The following is an 18,195-nucleotide window of genomic DNA, read 5'->3' as shown; positions in this document are numbered from 1 at the left end:
GGGGTAGTGCAATTGCACATATTAAATTAGTTGCCTGTGAGTAGGGGCTGAGTAGCGGGGTTCTGAAAACCTATACGGTGACACCCGTCACACTCCACAGCCCTTGCCAATATCGAGGGTGTCACCTCGGCGGGCGCGTGCAACCGGGCCGAAGTCACTCAGTGATGGGACCTTTGTCATCGGCGCCGGCCGCGCCGGCGGCCGGCGGGCGCCCGCCCGGAGCGGGCGTCGCGCGGACCCGGGGGCGCGCCGGGCGGCGATCCGCGCGCCCCTCATCACGTTCCCCGCCCGCCCGGGCGGGGCCGCGGAGGGCGCCCCGGCGGCTCTCGCGGGGCCGCCGGGGCGCGTTGGGAAATGGTGGAGTCATCGGGCGTCAGGCGCCGCCGTCGGCGCCCGGCGGGCCGCCATGGGCGCCGGCCGCCGCCGGCACGCCGCTCCCCGGCCCGGGCGGGGCGTCGTCCGAACCGCTCTGAGCAGCGGAATTCGCCGCCGCGCCGAGGTCCTCGCGAATCGTTTCCGCCGGTGTCCCGGAGGGGCCGGAGCGGGGTGGTACGCCTCTGTCCGCGGCCGTTTCCGGGGCGGCCTCACAGGCCGCGGGGACCGGCGCGGCCGTCCGCGGACGGCCGCTCGCGGGGCCGGGCGCCGGCGCCTCGCGCTCGGTGGGCTCCATCGCGAGCCGCAGCAGGCGATGGCAGATCGGGCAGTGCCGGGTGCGATGCCGGTACCCGGACGCGGCGGCCAGATGAGCCCGCAGCAGCGCCCTGGTCTCGTGCCGTCTCGCCGTGGCCGCCGCCATGCACGTCACCTCCGCCTGTGGTGTGTGCCCGTCCTCTAGACACTGGGTACCGGTGCCGGGGAGAGCCGTCAAGACGGTGAGCACTGCGTGCAACCACCAATCGCATGTGCCGAAGGCATGAGATAGGGCCCCGGCATGGCTCTCGACCGAATGTTTTCAGCCAATTACTGAGATTGTGATCTCTGTGTTCGAGGGTCCGGCGGGGGTGTTCTCCGTCCGGGAGCCCGCACGGGGTCCGTGCTGGATCCCGTTCCGGATCCGGTTCCGAAGCCCGTTCCGGATCCGGCTCCGGATCCGTGTCGGACCCGTCCCGGAACCACTCCCGACCACTGAGGGAAAGCGGCCCGGAAACCTTTCGCGGGGTTTCTCCGCGCCCTCCGCAGGTTTCCGTATGCGTCCCGATGGATCGCTCGGACCGGGCTCGGGGTCCGGTCGAGGGCGGCCCGCCGGGGGTTTGCCCCGCACCGCCCGGGGGAGCCGGCCGGTGGGCGCGCCGGTTGGCCCTGGTGCCCGGGCCGGGTCGGCGGTGCTCCCGCGCGGTCGGCACCGGCCCTTCCGGCAGCGGCCCTTCCGGCACCGGCCCTTCGCCGCCGGGGCGAGCCGGCCGCCGTGCGCGGCCCCGTGTCCCGCCGGCCGCGGGCTTCCCGTGCGCCCCGCCGGCCGCGCGTGCGGGGTTCGCCGTCTCTTTCCCGTCCGGCGGGCCCGCGAGGGCGCCGGACGGGCGCACAGGGCCGGTGCGCGGGCCGTGTGCCGCAGAGGAGCGTGCCGTACGGAGCGGGCCGTACGGGAGTGGGCTCCGTACCCCAACTCGCCCAGGGCACAGGTGCGCCGTGCGCCATCCCGGCCGGCGCGGGACACCCGGCCGCGGACATGCCTCCGGCACGAAGACCCGGCCCCGCTCCACCGCCGGTCCCGCGCCCGTGACCGGCCGGCGGACATACGACGAAGGGCCGCTTCCCGGAGGAAGCGGCCCGTCGTTCTCTTCTCTTGCGGTCCTGACGGGATTTGAACCCGCGGCCTCCACCTTGACAGGGTGGCGAGCACTCCAAACTGCTCCACAGGACCAGATTTCGCAGTCCGATTGTTGCGCTGGGCTGCGAGAAGAGACTCTACAGCAGCGAATGCCCGACGGTCGAACTCGCACTGTGTGACGCCGCCGTCACGGCATGATCACGGCGCCAGCGCGTCGATCGCCTTCACGATCCGCTTGTCGGAGACGGGGTACGCGGTCCCCAGCGCATGGGCGAAGTAGCTCACCCGCAGCTCCTCGATCATCCAGCGGATCTCCAGCACGTCCTGCGGCACCGGCCGCCCCTTCGGGAGCTGTTCCAGCAGCCAGGCGTACTCGTCCCGCATCTCCTGGACCTTCTCCATCCGGCTGGTGTCCCGCTGGGCGGAGGTCGGCATCTGCTGGAGCCTGCGGTCCGCCGCCACCAGATAGCGCATCAGATCGGGCAGCCGCCGCAGCCCGGTCGCGGTGACGAACCCGGCGGGCATCAGGGCCGCCAGCTGGTCCCGTACGTCCTGGAGGTTGTTGATCAGGACCAGGCTGCGGGTCGACTTCAGCCGGCGCTCGCACGCCTGCCAGGCGGCCAGGATCTGCTGCACCCGGCTCACCGTGCGGACCGTGGTGTCGACCAGATCGGCGCGGACCGCGTCGTACAGCTTCCGGAAGGACTCCTCGTCCCAGGCGGGGCCGCCGTGGTCCGCGATCAGCTTGTCCGCGGCGGCGGTGGCGCAGTCCTCGAAGAGGGCCTGCACGGAGCCGTGCGGATTGGCGGAGAGGGCGAGCTTCTGCGGGTTGGTGAGCTTGTCCGACGCGAACTTCGCCGGGTTCACCGGGATGTTCATCATGATCAGCTTCCGGGTGCCCAGCCGCATCGCGCGCTGCTGCTCGGCCTCGGTGTCGAAGAGCCGCACGGAGACGCTCTCCCCGGCGTCGACCAGCGCCGGATACGCCTTCACCGGCTGGCCGGCCCGCCGGGTCTCGAAGACCTTGCTCAGTGTCCCGATCGTCCAGTCGGTCAGCCCGCTCCGCTCGATCGACTCGCCGGCCGGTCCCGCGGTCGCCGCGGCGGCCCGGGAGAGCGCCTGGCGGGCCTTGGGACGCAGCGCGAGCTTGAGCGCCTCCAGGTCCTTGTCCTCGGCGAGGTTGCGGCGCCGCTCGTCAACGATCCGGAAGGTGATCTTCAGGTGGTCGGGGACCCGTGCCGGATCGAAGTCCTCGGCGGTCAGCGGCACCCCGACCATCCGCTGCAACTCCCGCGCCAGGGTCACCGGCAGCGGCTCCTGGAGCGGCACCGCCGTGTCCAGGAACCGGCCCGCGTAATTCGGCGCCGGTACGTAATGCCGGCGGATCGGCTTCGGCAGGGAGCGGATCAGCTCCACCACCATTTCCTCGCGCAGTCCGGGAATCTGCCAGTCGAAGCCCTCGTCGGTGACCTGATTGAGGACCTGGAGCGGAATGTGGACGGTCACACCGTCGGCATCCGAGCCCGGTTCGAACTGGTAGGTGACCCGGAATTTGAGCCGGCCCTGCCGCCAGGAATCCGGATAGTCGTCCTTGGTGACCGCACTCGCTTTCTCATTGATGAGCATCTCGCGCTCGAAATCGAGAAAGTCGGGCTCTTCCCGGTGCTTCTTCTTCCACCACGAGTCGAAATGCGCGCCCGATACGACATCGGCCGGCACCCGCTGGTCGTAGAAGTCGAACAGGGTCTCGTCGTCCACGAGAATGTCACGGCGCCGGGCCCGGTTCTCCAGCTCCTCGACCTCGGTCAGCAGCCTCCGGTTGTCGGCGAAGAATTTGTGATGGGTCCGCCAGTCGCCCTCGACCAGGGCATTGCGGATGAAAAGGTCGCGGGAGACCTCGGCGTCGATCCGGCCGTAGTCGACCTTGCGCTGTACGACGATCGGCACCCCGTACAGGGTGACCTTCTCGTACGCCACCACCGCGGCCCGGTCCTTCTCCCAGTGCGGCTCGCTGTAGGTGCGCTTGACCAGGTGCTGGGCGAGCGGCTCGACCCACTCCGGCTCGATCCGGGCATTCACCCGGGCCCAGAGCCGGGAGGTCTCCACCAGCTCGGCGGACATCACCAGCCGGGGCTGCTTCTTGAAGAGCGCCGACCCGGGGAAGATCGCGAACTTCGCCCCCCGGGCGCCGAGATACTCGTTCTTCCCGCCCGCGGCCCGCGCACCGCTCCCGGCCGCCGCCTTCGCGCCGGTGGCCGCCTCGGTCGCCCCGGTCTCCTTGAGCCCGACGTGCGAGAGCAGTCCGGCCAGCAGCGAGATGTGCAGGCTCGCCTCCGGGCCGTCCTCCTCGTTGACGTGGATGCCCATGGTCTTGGCGACTTGGCGGATCTGGGCGTAGATGTCCTGCCATTCGCGAATGCGCAGGAAATTCAGATACTCCTGCTTGCACATGCGGCGGAAGCTGGACGAGCCGCGTTCCTTCTGCTGCTCGCGGACATAACGCCAGAGATTGAGATAGGCCAGGAAATCGGAGGTCTCGTCCTTGAACCGGGCATGCTGCTGATCGGCCTGGGTCTGCTTCTCCGAGGGCCGCTCGCGCGGATCCTGGATGGAGAGCGCGGCGGCGATCACCATGACCTCGCGCACACAGCCGTTCTTGTCCGCCTCGATGACCATCCGGGCCAGCCGGGGGTCCACCGGGAGCTGGGAGAGCTTGCGCCCGAGCGGGGTCAGCTTCTTCCGCGGATCCTTCTCCGCCGGGTCGAAGGCGCCCAGTTCCTGGAGGAGTTGCACACCGTCACGGATATTGCGGTGGTCCGGCGGGTCGATGAAGGGGAATTTCTCGATGTCGCCGAGTCCGGCCGCCGTCATCTGGAGAATGACCGATGCCAGATTCGTCCGCAGGATCTCCGCGTCGGTGAACTCGGGACGGGAGTCGAAATCGTCCTCGGAGTAGAGCCGGACACAGATGCCGTCGGAGGTGCGCCCGCAGCGGCCCTTGCGCTGATTGGCGCTGGCCTGGCTGATGGCCTCGATCGGCAGCCGCTGGACCTTGGTGCGATGGCTGTAGCGGGAGATACGGGCGGTGCCCGGGTCGATGACGTACTTGATCCCCGGGACGGTCAGCGAGGTCTCGGCGACATTGGTCGCCAGAACGATCCTGCGCCCGGTGTGCGGCTGGAAGACCCGGTGCTGCTCGGCATGGGAGAGCCGGGCGTACAGCGGCAGCACCTCGGTGAAGCGGTACTGCTTCTTGTTGATCGCGTCGGCGGTGTCACGGATCTCCCGCTCACCGGAGAGGAAGACCAGGATGTCGCCCTTGCCGGCGCCCTGGAGCTCCTCCACGGCGTCGCAGATGGCGGTGATCTGGTCGCGGTCGCTGTCCTCGCCGCCCTCTTCGAGCAGCGGCCGGTAGCGGACCTCCACCGGGTAGGTGCGCCCGCTGACCTCCACGATCGGGGCGTCGCCGAAGTGCCGGGAGAAGCGCTCGGGGTCGATCGTCGCCGAGGTGATGACGACCTTGAGGTCGGGCCGCTTGGGCAGCAGCTGGGCGAGATAGCCGAGCAGGAAGTCGATGTTGAGGGAGCGTTCGTGCGCCTCGTCGATGATGATCGTGTCGTAGGCGCGCAGCTCGCGGTCGGTCTGGATCTCGGCCAGCAGGATGCCGTCCGTCATCAGCTTCACAAAGGTGTCGCCGCCCACCTGATCGGTGAACCGGACCTTCCAGCCGACCGCCTCGCCGAGCGGGGTGTCCAGCTCGGCGGCGACGCGTTCGGCGACCGTGCGGGCCGCCAGCCGTCTCGGCTGGGTGTGCCCGATCATGCCGCGGACGCCCCGGCCCAGCTCCAGGCAGATCTTGGGGATCTGGGTCGTTTTGCCGGATCCGGTCTCCCCGGCGACGATCACCACCTGGTGGTCGCGTATCGCCTCCAGGATGTCGTCTTTCCGTTGGCTGACCGGCAGCTGCTCCGGATAGCTGACCGGCGGCACCCGTCCGGCGCGCAGGGACAGCCGCTCGGCGGCCTTCCCGGCCTCGGCGGCGATCTCGTCCAGCACGGCCTGCCGGGCGTCGGGCTTGCGGATGCGGCGAGCGCCTTCGAGACGGCGGCCGAGCCGGTGGGCGTCGCGCAGCGAGACCCCGGCCAGCAGCGTCTGAAGGTCGGCGAAGGAAGTAGACATACGGATCCCAGGATCGCACCCCCGCCGAAGCGCTGGCGAACGCATTTAGGGTCTCTCCTCCGGATCCTGCCGGGGTTCGCCCGCGCGGGTGCCGCGCGCGCCCCGGGGCGGGGTCCGCCGGAACCGGGGGTGTGCGCCCGCACGCCGCGCCGCCGTCGATCATCAGGGGGCCTCCGCGCCGCCGCGGGCGGAACCCCCTGCCCCGCGCCCCGGGGGCATGGCGGGCGCCCCCCTCACCACCCCGGACCGGCCCCGGGGAACGACTCCGCCGCGCGGGCTGGTGCAGTATGGAGTCGATCATTCCGTGACGGACCGCGCGGAACGGTCATCCGTCCGCCGCACCGGCCGTTCACCCGGCCGCCGTATCGTTCCGCCCGGCCGCCTCGCACGCGCTCCGCGGGGGCGCCCCACGGGCGGTGGAGCCCGTACCGGCCCCGAAGGGAGAGCGCCGCCATGCCGCACCGCCGTGACCGCGGCCGGCGCGCCCGGGACCACCGGGCGGGGCTGCCGCTGACCGCCGCCTCCGTACTGCCGGGGCTCCTCTTCGCCCTGCTGCTGGTCTTCTGCCCGCCGGTGCCCGAGGACGCCCCCGCCGACCCGGTCGCGGTGGCCCAGGGGCCGCTCGCGGGCTGCGGCAAGGGCGGGGTGGACGACGACCGGGGGGCGCACCCCGCGCCCCCGCCGCGCGGCACCGTCTCGTACGAGCCGCCGCCGCTCCCGTACCCGGACCACGGTCCCGGGACCCCGCTCCGGCTCCGCGCGGAGCACGGCACGGCCCCGGACCGGGGACCGCCGCCGCGCGACCCGCCCACTCCCGGGGAGCTGTCGGTCCTGCGCGTATAGGAGGACGGGCGGGCGCCGGCCCAGCCGCCGTGCCCCCGCCCGGTTCCCCTGTCCGCCTTCACCCCTCCGCGCGGCGTTCCCCGTCCGCGCGGCCTCTGTCCAGGAGCGACGAATCACCATGCCCTCCACACCCTCCAAGCCCTCCTCCCGGGTCCGCCGTCCGGGCGTCGTCATCGCGGCCGTCGCCATGGCCGCCGTGCTGCTCGGCATCGCCTCCTTCACCGCCCTGAAGCCCCACGACAAGTCCGAGGAGCGGCGGGCGACCGCCGCCGCGGCCGAGAAGGAGAGCGCCGCGGCCGAGAACCGCCTGATGGCGCTGGCCCGCCGGGACCCCGGCGACCGGCTCGCCATGGGCCGGGCGGACGCACCGGTCGTGATGATCGAGTACGCCGACTTCCAGTGCGGCTACTGCGGGAAGTTCGCCCGGGACACCGAGCCCGAACTGATCGAGAAGTACGTGGACGAGGGGGTGCTGCGCATCGAGTGGCGCAATCTCCCGATCTTCGGCGAGGAGTCCGAGAACGCCGCCCGGGGCGCCTGGGCGGCCGGGCAGCAGGGCCGCTTCTGGCAGTTCCACACCGCCGCGTACGCCGAGGGGGCCAAGGAGAAGGGCTTCTCGGAGGACCGTGTGAAGGAGCTGGCGAAGGAGGCCGGGGTGCCCGATCTCCGGCGCTTCGCCGCCGACGCCCGGAGCGCCGCGGCGCGGGCCGCCGTCAAGCGGGACCAGGACGAGGGGTACGGGATCGGGGTCTCCTCCACCCCCTCCTTCCTGATCAACAGCACCCCGATCGCCGGCGCGCAGCCGCTGACGGCCTTCACGGACGCCATCGAGACGGCCCGCCGGGCCGATGCCAACAAGCCGCTCGCCGAGGACACCGAGGGATCCGCGCAGTGACCGACATCGGCTATCTGGCCGCCTTCCTCGGCGGTCTGCTGGCGCTGATCAGCCCGTGCAGCGCGCTGCTGCTGCCGGCGTTCTTCGCGTACTCCTTCGACTCGGCGGGCCGGCTGCTGCTGCGCACCGGCATCTTCTACGCCGGTCTCGCCACCACCCTGGTCCCGCTCGGCGTGGCCGGCTCGTACGCCTCCCGCTTCTTCCACGGCAACCGCGATCTGCTGGTCGCCGCCGGCGGCTGGCTGATCATCGCGCTCGGCGCGGCCCAGATCCTGGGTCTCGGCTTCGCCTCGCGCCGGCTCGCCGCCGTCTCCGGCCGGATCCGGCCCACGACGGCGGCGCCGGTCTACGCCCTGGGCCTGGTCTACGGGCTGGCCGGGTTCTGCGCGGGCCCCATCCTGGGCAGCATCCTCACCGTCTCGGCGCTGCGCGGCAGCCCGGTCTACGGAGGTCTGCTGCTGGCCGTCTACGGCCTGGGCATGGCCGTGCCGCTCTTCGCCCTGGCGCTTCTCTGGGACCGTTTCGACCTCGGCCGCCGCCGCTGGCTGCGCGGCCGGGAGCTGACCGCCGGCCGGCTGCGGCTGCACACCACCTCGCTGGTCTCGGGCCTGTTCTTCATCCTCCTGGGCACGGTCTTCCTGGTCTTCGACGGGACGACGGGGCTGCCCGGCCTGCTCTCGGTGGACGATTCCTTCACGGCCGAACAGTGGGCCGCGCGGGCGGGCGCCGCGGTGCCGGACTGGGCGCTGCTGATCGCCCTGGTCGCGGTGGTGGCGATGGCGCTGGGCGTACGCGGCTGGCGCCGCCGGGAGCGGGCCGGCACCCCCGGCCCCGGGGCGGACGCCGCCGAGGGGAGCCTGACGGGCCCGAACGGGTGACACGACGAAGGGCCCCATCCAGTGGATGGGGCCCTTCGGAGGCTGTGGCTGGGGCCGGGGTCGAACCGGCGACCTTCCGCTTTTCAGGCGGACGCTCGTACCAACTGAGCTACCCAGCCACGCGGTCACCGAGGTGACCACAGCGGTCCTGACGGGATTTGAACCCGCGGCCTCCACCTTGACAGGGTGGCGAGCACTCCAAACTGCTCCACAGGACCAAGCTTTGTGCGAGCACCAGTCTCGCACAGGTGTTGCGTGCCCCCAACGGGATTCGAACCCGTGCTACCGCCTTGAAAGGGCGGCGTCCTGGGCCACTAGACGATGAGGGCTAATTGGCCCGCCTGGGCGCTTTCCAGCGCGTCGGGGACGTGAGAAGCATATGGGATGGCGGGAGGTATCGCCAAAACGCTTTACGGAACGCTTCCGGGCGGCTGTTCGGGGGAGGGCGGCCGGGGGGTGCCGGAGCCCCCGGCGGAGGGGGTCCGGGCGGGTGTGCCCCGGTCGGCGGAGGGGGCCGGCGAGGAGCCCGGGGACGTCCCGCGGCCCGGCTCGCTCCCCGGTCCCTCCGCTGTCGGCGGCTCCGGCAGATGGCGGCTGACCTCGGCCGTCGCCAGTCCGAGCCCGCCGAGGGTGATCTCGTCCCAGGCCTGGAGCCGCCGGGTGTCGCGGTCCAGATAGAGCACCGAGGCGCGTACCTTCTCCGGCTTGTCGTTCTGGAGCGCGCGCAGCCCGCCGCCGCCCGTGGAGCCCTCGATCTTCAGCCGGGTGCCCAGCTTCAGCCGCTCGCTCACCCGCCGGTGCACATGGCCGGCGAGCACCAGCGGAACCGTTCCGTCGGTCTCCCTGGCGGCCACCGGGTTGTGGACCACGGCGATGTCGGCCGGGGTGCCCGCCCGGGTCTGGTCGCGCAGGGCTGAGGCGAGCCGGATCCCCGTCATCCGCTCGGCCGGGTCGCCGCCCCGGACCGCCGTGCGGTCCGGGGTGAACTGCGGGTCGCCGCTGCCCGCGATCCGCAGCCCGCCGACGGTGACCGCCCGCCCCTCGTCCAGGACGTGCACATTCCGCATCCGTTCCAGATACGCCTGGGTGATCCGGGAGTCGTGATTGCCGCGCACCCACACATAGGGCGCGCCGAGATCGGCGATGGGGTCGAGAAAGGCGTTCTCGGCGGCGGTGCCGTGGTCCATGGTGTCGCCGGAGTCAATGATCACGTCGATGTCGTACTGCTCGACCAGGGTCCCGATGACATGCCAGGAGGCCGGGTTGAGATGGATGTCGGAGACGTGCAGCACCCGCATGGTCGCGGGGTCCGGCTGGTACGTGGGAAGGGTGGAGGTCGCGTCGTACAGCTTGGTCACATTGGTGACGAGCCGGGCCAGTTCCTTCTGGTAGACATCGAAATCGCTGACGATCGAGCGGGCGTCGCCGACGAGCGAGGGCGCGCCGGTGAGCAGCCCGGAGAAGCGGGGCTCCAGCACCGACTTGGGGTTCCAGGTGGCGAACGCGGTGACCCCGGAGGCGGCGAGCAGCCCGAGGGCGATGCCGCCGGCGGCCAGCGCGCGGCGCGGGCGGCGGTAGACGGCCAGGCCCAGCGCGGTGGCGCCGAGCACCACGGCGGCGCAGGAGCGCACGGCGAGTTCGGCCGCGCCGCCGGCGACGTCCCCGGCCACCTCGTCCTGGAGTCCGGCGAGCCGTTCGGGGTGCTCCACCAGGGCGCGGGCGCGGACCGGGTCGAGCTGTTCGACATTGACGTCGAGCCGCACCGGCGCGTGGTGGGAGTCGAGTTCGAGCGCCCCGAGCGGCGAGACATTGATCTTGGTGCCGCCGGTGAGGTCGGGGCGCAGGGTCATGGTGGTGTTCATGGGCCCGATGGCGGTCTGGACGCTGCCGACGATCAGCAGCCCGAGCCAGGCCCCGGCGAGCACGACGGCGGTGAGCCCGAGCGCCCGCCCCCAGGGCCGCGCGGAGCGTTCCGGGAGGCCCCCCGGGCGGACACCGCCCGCCCGCCGCCGCGCGCGGAGCCGGCGGAGGGCGCCGCCGGGAGGGGGTGCCGGGTCTTCGGGGGAGCGGCTCGCACGTGCCATTGGGCGCGTATGCCCACCGTCCCGGGGCGGTATGCGGCGGGCCGCGCCCGGCCCCGGCCCGGCCCTTTTCCGGGGCGCCGGTGATCCGCGGGCCCTGGGACGCCCGTCCCGGCCGGTGGTACGTGACAATGGCCGGGTGCTGGAGATGACGCGTGAGGAGTTCGAGGAACTGGTCGCCCAGGCGCTGGACCGGATCCCGCCCGAGCTGACGCGGCTGATGGACAATGTCGCGGTGTTCGTCGAGGACGAGCCGTCCCCCGACGATCCCGAGCTGCTGGGGCTGTACGAGGGGACTCCGCTCACGGAGCGCGGCGAGTGGTACGCCGGGGTGCTGCCGGACCGGATCTCGATCTACATGGGCCCGACCCTGCGGATGTGCGCCTCGCACCAGGAGGTGGTCGAGGAGACGGAGATCACCGTGGTGCACGAGATCGCGCACCATTTCGGGATCGACGACGAGCGGCTGCACGCGCTGGGTTACGGGTGACCGGGGGCCCGCCGCCGGATCCTTTCGCGAACGGGCTCCCCGGCCGGATCGACCCGGATGTCGATCTCCGCGTGCCCCCGGAGCGGGCGGAGCTCTCCGGCCGGCGCGGTGCGGCGGTTCTGGCGGTGATCTCGGCGGGCGGCGCGGCCGGGGCGTCCGCCCGGTACGCGATCTCCCTCGCCTGGCCGTCCGGCGGGGGTTTTCCCTGGTCCACGCTGGGCGTCAATGTGCTGGGATCGGCGCTCATCGGCGTACTGATGGTGCTGATCGGCGCCGGCGGCCGGTGGGCGCATCCCCTGGTGCGGCCGTTCGCGGGGGTCGGGGTGCTGGGCGGGTTCACCACCTTCTCGGCGTACGCGCTGGAGACCCACGGCCTGCTGGAACAGGGCCGGTTGGGGCTCGCGCTGCTCTACGCCTCCGGTACCGCGGCCGGCTGTGTCGCGGCCGTGTGGCTCGCGGTCTCGCTGACCCGGGCCGCCCTCGGCCCCGGCTCCCGGGCGCGGACGTGAACTGGCCGCTGGTGCTCGCCGGGGCGGCCGTCGGGGCGCCGCTGCGGTATCTCGCCGACCGTGCGGTGCAGGCCCGCCACACCACGCTCTTCCCGTGGGGGACGTTCGCCGTCAACACGGCGGGCAGTCTGGTGATCGGTGTACTCGCGGGCGCCGCGGTGTCGTCGGGGACGTACGCCGTCCTCGGTACGGGGCTGTGCGGCGCGCTGACCACGTACTCGACGTTCTCGTACGAGATTCTCCGGCTGATCGAGCGCGGCCGGCCCCTGCTCGGCGCGGTGTACGCGGCGACGTCCTCGCTGGTCGGGCTGGTGGCGGTGGTGCTCGGTACGGAGGCGGCCGGGCTGCTGCCGGGGTGACGGGCCGGTCCCGGGGCGCGCAGGTCGTGTACTTGTCAGGAGTGGGGCGTGTCCCTTGCGGGGCGCGAGGAGTTGGGAAGGGAAAGCCGTCAATCCGTGCCCGCTCTGTCCCCCGGAGGTGCCCTCGTGCGCCATTTGTCCGTCCCTGGCCGTGTGGCTGTCGCATTCGCCGCCTCGCTGGCGTTCGCAGCCTCGGCGGGCTGTATGAGCGTGAGCGACGACAAGGGCGGGAAACCGGCCCCCGGCAAGACCACGGACCGGGTCGGCACGGTGGCCGACCCGGATGGCGGCCATGTGGGCCCGGGGAAGCGTCACGCCGGTGCCGGGGGGAGGGTGAAACCCGGGCTGACGGGTGCCGCGGGGGAGGGGGCGCCGAAGCCCGCCCCCAGCAAGAAGGGGAACACGGGTTCGAAACCGGCCGCCCCCAAGCCCACCCAGGTCGGTGTCCGGCCGGAGCCGCCGGATCCGGCCGAGTCCACCGGCGGCGGAGGCGGGCCCGCCCCCTCCGTACCGCCCACCCCGCCGCCCCAGGAGGTGCCGTCGACCGAGCCCCCGGCCCCCAGCCCCAGCGCGTCGCCCGCCGAGCCCACCGATCCGCCCTCCCCGACCTCGGCCCCGGAGGTCCACGCGGGGGCGATGCGGATGGCCGAGACGGACGGCCGGGGGATGCTCCGGGAGCCGAAGGCGTCCCCGCGTCCGGGCCCGGTGTAAGCCGGGTCACTCGGACGGGGTTTGCCTTGGACGGGGGAGAGTGCGTATGGTGGTAGATCGTTTGATCCCATTGCCCGGCGCCGAAAAAGAAGCGCGCCGTGTGGCGCGTACTCTCCCTAGCCGTGGCTGACCGCATTGAGGCGGTCGAATTGCGAAATCACGGAGTTTGGGCGCGTGCCGAGACTCCGGAAGGTTTCGCATTTCGCATGTCCACTTTCAGTACTGATCACGCCGTCATGCCTGAGAACGACGAGGCCGGCACCGCCGCCGCCGCTCAGGTCACCGAGGCCCCCGAGGCCGTTTCCGCCGCTGTCGCCGAGACTCTCGACACCCCCGAGGTCACCGAGATCCTCGTGGTCGACGAGGCCCCCGCGGCCGCCGGTGACGACACCGACGCCGCCGACGACACCGAGCTCCCGGCCGAGGCCGTCGCCGACTCCGAGGACGCCGCGGATGCCGGTTCCGACGAGACCTCCATCACCTTCGGCGATCTGGGCCTGCCCGAGGGCATCGTCCGCAAGCTCGCCCAGAACGGCGTGACGGCCCCCTTCCCGATCCAGGCCGCGACCATCCCGGACGCCCTGGCCGGCAAGGACATCCTCGGCCGCGGCCGTACCGGCTCCGGCAAGACGCTCTCCTTCGGCCTCCCGCTGCTGGCGACGCTCTCCGGCGGCCACACCGACAAGAAGAAGCCGCGCGGTGTCATTCTCACCCCGACCCGCGAGCTGGCCATGCAGGTCGCCGACGCGCTTCAGCCGTACGGTGACGTCCTCGGCCTGAAGATGAAGGTCGTCTGCGGCGGCACCTCCATGGGCAACCAGATCTACGCCCTGGAGCGCGGTGTCGACATCCTCGTCGCCACCCCGGGCCGGCTGCGCGACATCATCAACCGCGGCGCCTGCTCCCTGGAGAACGTCCGCGTCGCGATCCTGGACGAGGCCGACCAGATGTCCGACCTGGGCTTCCTGCCCGAGGTCACCGAGCTGCTCGACCAGGTTCCCTCCGACGGCCAGCGCATGCTGTTCTCCGCCACCATGGAGAACGAGATCAGCACCCTGGTCAAGCGCTACCTCACCAACCCGGTCAGCCACGAGGTCGACAGCGCCCAGGGCAATGTCACGACCATGACCCACCACGTCCTCGTCGTGAAGCCGAAGGACAAGGCGCCGGTCACGGCCGCCATCGCCGCCCGCAAGGGCCGCACGATCATCTTCGTCCGCACCCAGCTGGGCGCGGACCGCATCGCCGAGCAGCTCCAGGACTCCGGCGTCAAGGCCGACGCCCTGCACGGCGGCATGACGCAGGGTGCCCGTACCCGCGTCCTGGAAGACTTCAAGAAGGGCTACGTCAACGCCCTCGTCGCCACCGACGTCGCCGCGCGCGGCATCCACGTCGACGGCATCGACCTGGTCCTGAACGTGGACCCGGCCGGTGACCACAAGGACTACCTGCACCGCTCGGGCCGTACCGCCCGCGCCGGCAAGTCCGGCACGGTCGTCTCGCTCTCGCTGCCGCACCAGCGCCGCCAGATCTTCCGGCTGATGGAGGACGCGGGCGTCGACGCCTCGCGCCACATCGTCGGCGGCGCCGGCGCCTTCGACCCCGAGGTCGCCGAGATCACCGGCGCCCGTTCGCTGACCGAGGTCCAGGCCGACTCCGCGAACAACGCCGCCAAGCAGGCGGAGCGCGAGGCCGCCGACCTCACCAAGCAGCTGGAGCGCGTCCAGCGCCGCGCGGCCGAACTCCGCGAGGAGGCCGACCGCCTGGTGGCCCGCGCCGCCCGCGAGCGCGGTGACGACCCGGAGACCGCGGTCGCCGAGGTGACCGAGGCCGCCGAGGCCGAGGTGGAGGCTGCCGTGGCGGCGTCCGTCCCCGAGCAGACCGACCGCCGTGACGACCGCGGCAGCCGTGACGACCGCGGCAACTTCGAGCGGCGCGGCCGGTCCTTCGACCGTCGTGACGACCGTCCGTCCGGTGGCTTCCGCCGCGACGACCGCCGCGACGACCGCGGCAGCCGTGACGACCGCGGTGGCCGTTCGTTCGACCGCCGTGACGAGCGTCCCTCCTCGGGTGGTTCGTTCCGCCGCGATGACCGTCCGTCCGGTGGCTTCCGCGGCGACGACCGCGGTGGCCGTTCGTTCGACCGCCGTGACGAGCGTCCCTCCTCGGGTGGTTCGTTCCGCCGTGACGACCGTCCGTCCGGTGGCTTCCGCCGTGACGACCGCGGTGACCGTCCCGCCGGTGGCGGCTTCCGCCGCGACGACCGCCCCTCGGGTGGTTCGTTCCGCCGTGACGACCGTCCGTCCGGTGGCGGCTTCCGCCGCGATGACCGCGGTGACCGTCCCGCCGGTGGCGGCTTCCGCCGCGACGACCGCCCCTCCGGCGGTCACCGGGGCAGCGACCGCCCGTCGGGCGGCTTCCGCTCCGGCACCGGCTCGTCGGACCGCCCGTACGGCCGCCGCGACGACCACCGGGGCGGCACCGGCACCGGCACCAACACCGGTTCCTTCGGCCGCCGCGACGACAAGCCGCGCTGGAAGCGCAACGGCTGACCGGTCGCGCTGACTGACTGAGCAGGGCCCGTATCCCCCAGGGATACGGGCCCTGCTGCCGTATCCGGACGCGTGCCCTGCTGTCGTATCCGGACGCGGGCCCGGCGGTGAGATGGACCACTGCCCCTTGCCCGAGCCCCTCGCTCTGACCTTCCGCCAGACCCCGTGCCGAGCCCGCCGCATGGCCACTTCGCGGACGGATCCGCTGGTGAAGTGCCCCGACTCGGCAGCCGCGTGATCGGGTACCCGATCGGCTTACGAGCCGGGTCCGGCTATGCTCAGGGGTGACTCGTCGCGGGCCGTTAGCTCAATTGGCAGAGCAGCGGACTTTTAATCCGTTGGTTGTGGGTTCGAGTCCCACACGGCCTACGAGAAAGCCCCAGGTCAGACACTGTCTGACCTGGGGCTGTCGTCATTTTCCGGCCGTTGCGGGGGTCCTGTGGGCCCGCTGCCGGCCCGAGAGTAATTGATCATGAATCCGAGCCGGGCTCGGGGTCACGGCTGGTGAGAGCTTTGAGGATCGCCCGCCCCTCGCTGCCCGATCGCGAGGTCCGGGGCGCTTCCTCGTACCCGGCCGGGGCGCTCCGGTTCACTCTCCGGCGGGGCGGGCTCCGTGTTCGGCGGCGAGGGCGGAGAGCCGGGCCGCCATGGCGGTGTCGAGGGCGGTGATCGCGTCCCCGGCGTCGTGGGTGCTGAGGGCGAAGCCGACGGTGCCGTAGAGGATGGTGACCTCGGCATGGTGGTTGGCCTCGTCCTCGGCGCGCGCGATGGCGGCGTAGAGGGCGGGGACGGCGGAGCGGTCGGCCGTGAAGGTGGCGGTGAGTTTTCCGTCCCGGACGCTCCAGCCGGGGAGGCCGGTGAGGGCCCGGTCGAGTTCGGCGTCGGTCAGGGGGGTGGCGGCCATGGGGGCTCCTTCGTTGATCGTTCTGCGCGGCGATGGCACCAAGAGGTTCATGCTCTCGCGGAGAGGGTTCGCGTCCTCGCGGGCTGCCCGTGCCTGGTTGGCGTGGTACCCGAAAGAGGTTCACCGGGCCCGAGCGGTGGACCCGGATCGGGCTCCGCCCGGCTCGCCGCCCGCGCGCCCCCGGGTGACCATGGAGTACGGGACCCGTCCAGGGGGATGCAGGCACTGGGAGGCACCCGTGGCGCGGCACAGCGCGGCAGACGTACTGATCGTGGGCGCCGGGCCGGTCGGGCTCAGTGCGGCGGCCGAACTGCGGCGGCGCGGGGTGGGGTGCCGGATCGTCGACCGGCTTCCGGCGCGGCTGCCGTACGCCAAGGCGGTCGGGGTGCAGCCGCGCACCCTGGAGATCTGGGACCGGATGGGCCTCGCCCGTACCGTCATGGAAGCCGCCGTACCGATGCGCGGGCAGCTGATCCATGTCAACGGGCGGGAGCGGGCGCGGATCGAGCTCGTGCTGCCGCCCGAGGTGCCGTACGGGTTCGCCGCGCTGCCGCAGTACGAGACCGAGCGCCTGCTGGAGGAGTACACCGCCGGTCTGGGCACGCTCATCGAACGCGGCACCGAGCTGCTGTCCTTCACCCAGGACGAAGCCGGCGTCACCGCCCGTCTGCGCACCGCCGGCGGGGCCGGTGAGGAGGTTCGCGTCCGGTATCTGATCGGCTGCGACGGCGCGCACAGCACCGTCCGCAAGGGGCTGGGGCTCTCCTTCGAGGGCGCGGCCCTCCCGGAGGAGTACATGCTCGCGGACGTCGAGGCCGACTGGGAGCTGCCGTACGGATACGGTCTGCGGTCCAGCCGGGTGGCCGGTGACGGCTCCACCGAGGATCTGCTGGTCTGCATCCCGCTGCCCGGCGCCGCCCGCTACCGCATGTCCATGCTCGTCCCGCCCGAGCTCTCCGCCGCCGGTCCGGCGGACGCGCCGGGCGACGGAGTGGCGCACGGCCCGGAGGGCGGCCGGGTCCCGGAGCTCCCGCATGTGCAGGCCGTGGTGGACCGCCTCGCTCCCGGGCCGGCCGTCGTGTCCCGGCTGCGCTGGTCCTCCGTCTTCCGGATCAGCCACCGGATCGTCGACCGTTACGGCGAGGGCCGGGTCTTCGTCGCGGGCGACGCCGCCCACATCCATCCGCCCACCGGCGCCCAGGGCATGAACACCGGTATCCAGGACGCCTGCAATCTGGCCTGGAAACTCGCCCTCGTACTCGGCGGGGAGGCCGGCCCGGGGCTGCTCGGCAGTTACGACGCCGAGCGCCGCCCGGTGGGCGAGGAGGTCGTCGGCCGGACCGTGCGCCATGCCGCCCACGGCATCGGAACCGATCCCGGCGACGACGACCCGCGGACCGTGATGCTCCGCGAGGCCCAACTGCTCGTCGGCTACCGGGACGGCCCGCTCTCCGGCCCTCCGTACGGCCCGCCCGACGCGCCCCAGCCCGGCGACCGGGCCCCGGACTGCGCCGGGCTGACCGGGCCGCTCGCCGCCTACCCGCTGCGGCTGCTCGACATCCTGCGCGGCCGTACGGGGCATGTGGTGCTGCTGTACGCGGCCGATCCCGCCGAGATCGCGAAGGCGGCGGCCGGGATCCGTGCCGAATACGGGACCGGGACCGGGATCCGTGCCGAATACGGGACCGGGACCGGGACCGGGATCCGCGCCGAGACCGTCGCCGTCCTCGACCGCGACGCCCCGCCGGGCGCCGGTGACGGCCTCGCCGTACCCGGATACCGCGACGCCGGGGGAGAGTTCGCCCGGCTCTACCGGCCCGGCGGCCCGGTCGGCTTCGTCATCCGCCCGGACGGGCAGCTCGGCGCCCGTTTCCCGCTGACCGGCACGGCGGCGGCCGTCTCCGACTGCTTCGCGGGCCTGTCCGCCGCACGGTGAGAGGGCTTCGGGAGCGGTCACTGTCAGTGGCGGCGTCTATCGTCGGCCGGCGAGGTGATCGCACGCGTTCGCCGGCCGGGGGCAGTGCCC

Annotated in this window: 13 protein-coding genes and 5 tRNA genes; 10 read left to right on the top strand and 8 right to left on the bottom strand. The window is 72.5% G+C overall.

The window, feature by feature from the left end; translation table 11 throughout:
• Positions 1–373 precede the first annotated feature (373 nt).
• The 3 genes from AAFN69_RS01800 to hrpA form a co-directional block, all read right to left on the bottom strand.
• Complete coding sequence (locus AAFN69_RS01800; protein WP_347726417.1) at positions 374–796, bottom strand: DUF6274 family protein; 423 nt, start codon at positions 794–796, stop codon at positions 374–376.
• 990 nt (positions 797–1,786) lie between these two features.
• A tRNA-Asp gene (locus tag AAFN69_RS01795) sits at positions 1,787–1,861 on the bottom strand.
• Between the two features lie 105 nt (positions 1,862–1,966).
• Positions 1,967–5,947, bottom strand: coding sequence for an ATP-dependent RNA helicase HrpA (hrpA, locus tag AAFN69_RS01790; RefSeq protein ID WP_347726416.1), 3,981 nt, complete (start codon positions 5,945–5,947; stop codon positions 1,967–1,969).
• 453 nt (positions 5,948–6,400) lie between these two features.
• Between hrpA and AAFN69_RS01785 the strand changes: the two genes are divergently transcribed.
• From AAFN69_RS01785 to AAFN69_RS01775, 3 genes are all read left to right on the top strand, one after another.
• Entirely contained in the window at positions 6,401–6,790 is a 390-nt protein-coding gene (locus tag AAFN69_RS01785; RefSeq protein WP_347726415.1) for a hypothetical protein, read from the top strand.
• 118 nt (positions 6,791–6,908) lie between these two features.
• Positions 6,909–7,685 carry a DsbA family protein gene (locus AAFN69_RS01780; protein ID WP_347726414.1) on the top strand — a complete coding sequence of 259 codons (777 nt, stop codon included), beginning with the start codon at positions 6,909–6,911 and terminating at the stop codon, positions 7,683–7,685.
• On the top strand, positions 7,682–8,563 hold the full coding sequence (locus AAFN69_RS01775; protein WP_347726413.1) for a cytochrome c biogenesis CcdA family protein: 882 nt from the start codon (positions 7,682–7,684) through the stop codon (positions 8,561–8,563). The genes AAFN69_RS01780 and AAFN69_RS01775 overlap by 4 nt, the downstream gene beginning before the upstream one ends.
• 45 nt (positions 8,564–8,608) lie before the next feature.
• Here AAFN69_RS01775 and AAFN69_RS01770 read toward each other — a convergent pair.
• From AAFN69_RS01770 to AAFN69_RS01755, 4 genes are all read right to left on the bottom strand, one after another.
• Positions 8,609–8,682: transfer RNA gene (locus tag AAFN69_RS01770), tRNA-Phe, on the bottom strand.
• A gap of 24 nt (positions 8,683–8,706) precedes the next feature.
• A tRNA-Asp gene (locus AAFN69_RS01765) sits at positions 8,707–8,781 on the bottom strand.
• A 38-nt stretch (positions 8,782–8,819) separates the two neighbouring features.
• Positions 8,820–8,892: transfer RNA gene (locus tag AAFN69_RS01760), tRNA-Glu, on the bottom strand.
• Positions 8,893–8,973: 81 nt separating this feature from the next.
• Complete coding sequence (locus AAFN69_RS01755) at positions 8,974–10,647, bottom strand: metallophosphoesterase (RefSeq protein WP_347726412.1); 1,674 nt, start codon at positions 10,645–10,647, stop codon at positions 8,974–8,976.
• A 136-nt stretch (positions 10,648–10,783) separates the two neighbouring features.
• Between AAFN69_RS01755 and AAFN69_RS01750 the strand changes: the two genes are divergently transcribed.
• The 6 genes from AAFN69_RS01750 (at position 10,784) to AAFN69_RS01725 (ending at position 15,634) form a co-directional block, all read left to right on the top strand.
• Positions 10,784–11,134: a metallopeptidase family protein gene (locus AAFN69_RS01750; protein ID WP_347726411.1), complete on the top strand. Its 351-nt coding sequence runs from the start codon at positions 10,784–10,786 to the stop codon at positions 11,132–11,134.
• Between the two features lie 47 nt (positions 11,135–11,181).
• Positions 11,182–11,643 carry a CrcB family protein gene (locus tag AAFN69_RS01745; protein ID WP_347726766.1) on the top strand — a complete coding sequence of 154 codons (462 nt, stop codon included), beginning with the start codon at positions 11,182–11,184 and terminating at the stop codon, positions 11,641–11,643.
• Positions 11,640–12,002, top strand: coding sequence for a CrcB family protein (locus AAFN69_RS01740; RefSeq protein ID WP_347726410.1), 363 nt, complete (start codon positions 11,640–11,642; stop codon positions 12,000–12,002). Before AAFN69_RS01745 ends, AAFN69_RS01740 begins: the two co-directional genes overlap by 4 nt.
• A gap of 153 nt (positions 12,003–12,155) precedes the next feature.
• The gene (locus AAFN69_RS01735) at positions 12,156–12,713 is read left to right on the top strand and encodes a hypothetical protein (RefSeq protein ID WP_347726409.1); all 558 of its coding nucleotides are present in this window, start codon (positions 12,156–12,158) and stop codon (positions 12,711–12,713) included.
• A 206-nt stretch (positions 12,714–12,919) separates the two neighbouring features.
• Entirely contained in the window at positions 12,920–15,265 is a 2,346-nt protein-coding gene (locus tag AAFN69_RS01730; protein ID WP_347726408.1) for a DEAD/DEAH box helicase, read from the top strand.
• A 296-nt stretch (positions 15,266–15,561) separates the two neighbouring features.
• Positions 15,562–15,634 (top strand) — tRNA-Lys (locus tag AAFN69_RS01725).
• A gap of 220 nt (positions 15,635–15,854) precedes the next feature.
• Here the strand turns inward: AAFN69_RS01725 and AAFN69_RS01720 are convergent.
• Positions 15,855–16,169, bottom strand: coding sequence for a 4a-hydroxytetrahydrobiopterin dehydratase (locus tag AAFN69_RS01720; protein WP_347726407.1), 315 nt, complete (start codon positions 16,167–16,169; stop codon positions 15,855–15,857).
• A gap of 238 nt (positions 16,170–16,407) precedes the next feature.
• Between AAFN69_RS01720 and AAFN69_RS01715 the strand changes: the two genes are divergently transcribed.
• Positions 16,408–18,105 (top strand): FAD-dependent monooxygenase, encoded by a 1,698-nt coding sequence (locus AAFN69_RS01715; RefSeq protein WP_347726406.1) that lies wholly within the window; start codon positions 16,408–16,410, stop codon positions 18,103–18,105.
• The last annotated feature ends 90 nt before the right edge of the window (positions 18,106–18,195 follow it).

Source organism: Streptomyces sp. CAU 1734, assembly GCF_039888735.1.
Lineage (GTDB): Bacteria > Actinomycetota > Actinomycetes > Streptomycetales > Streptomycetaceae > Streptomyces.
The sequence above is the reverse complement of the archived record's forward strand: the minus strand, read 5'-3'. Positions and strand labels throughout refer to the sequence as shown.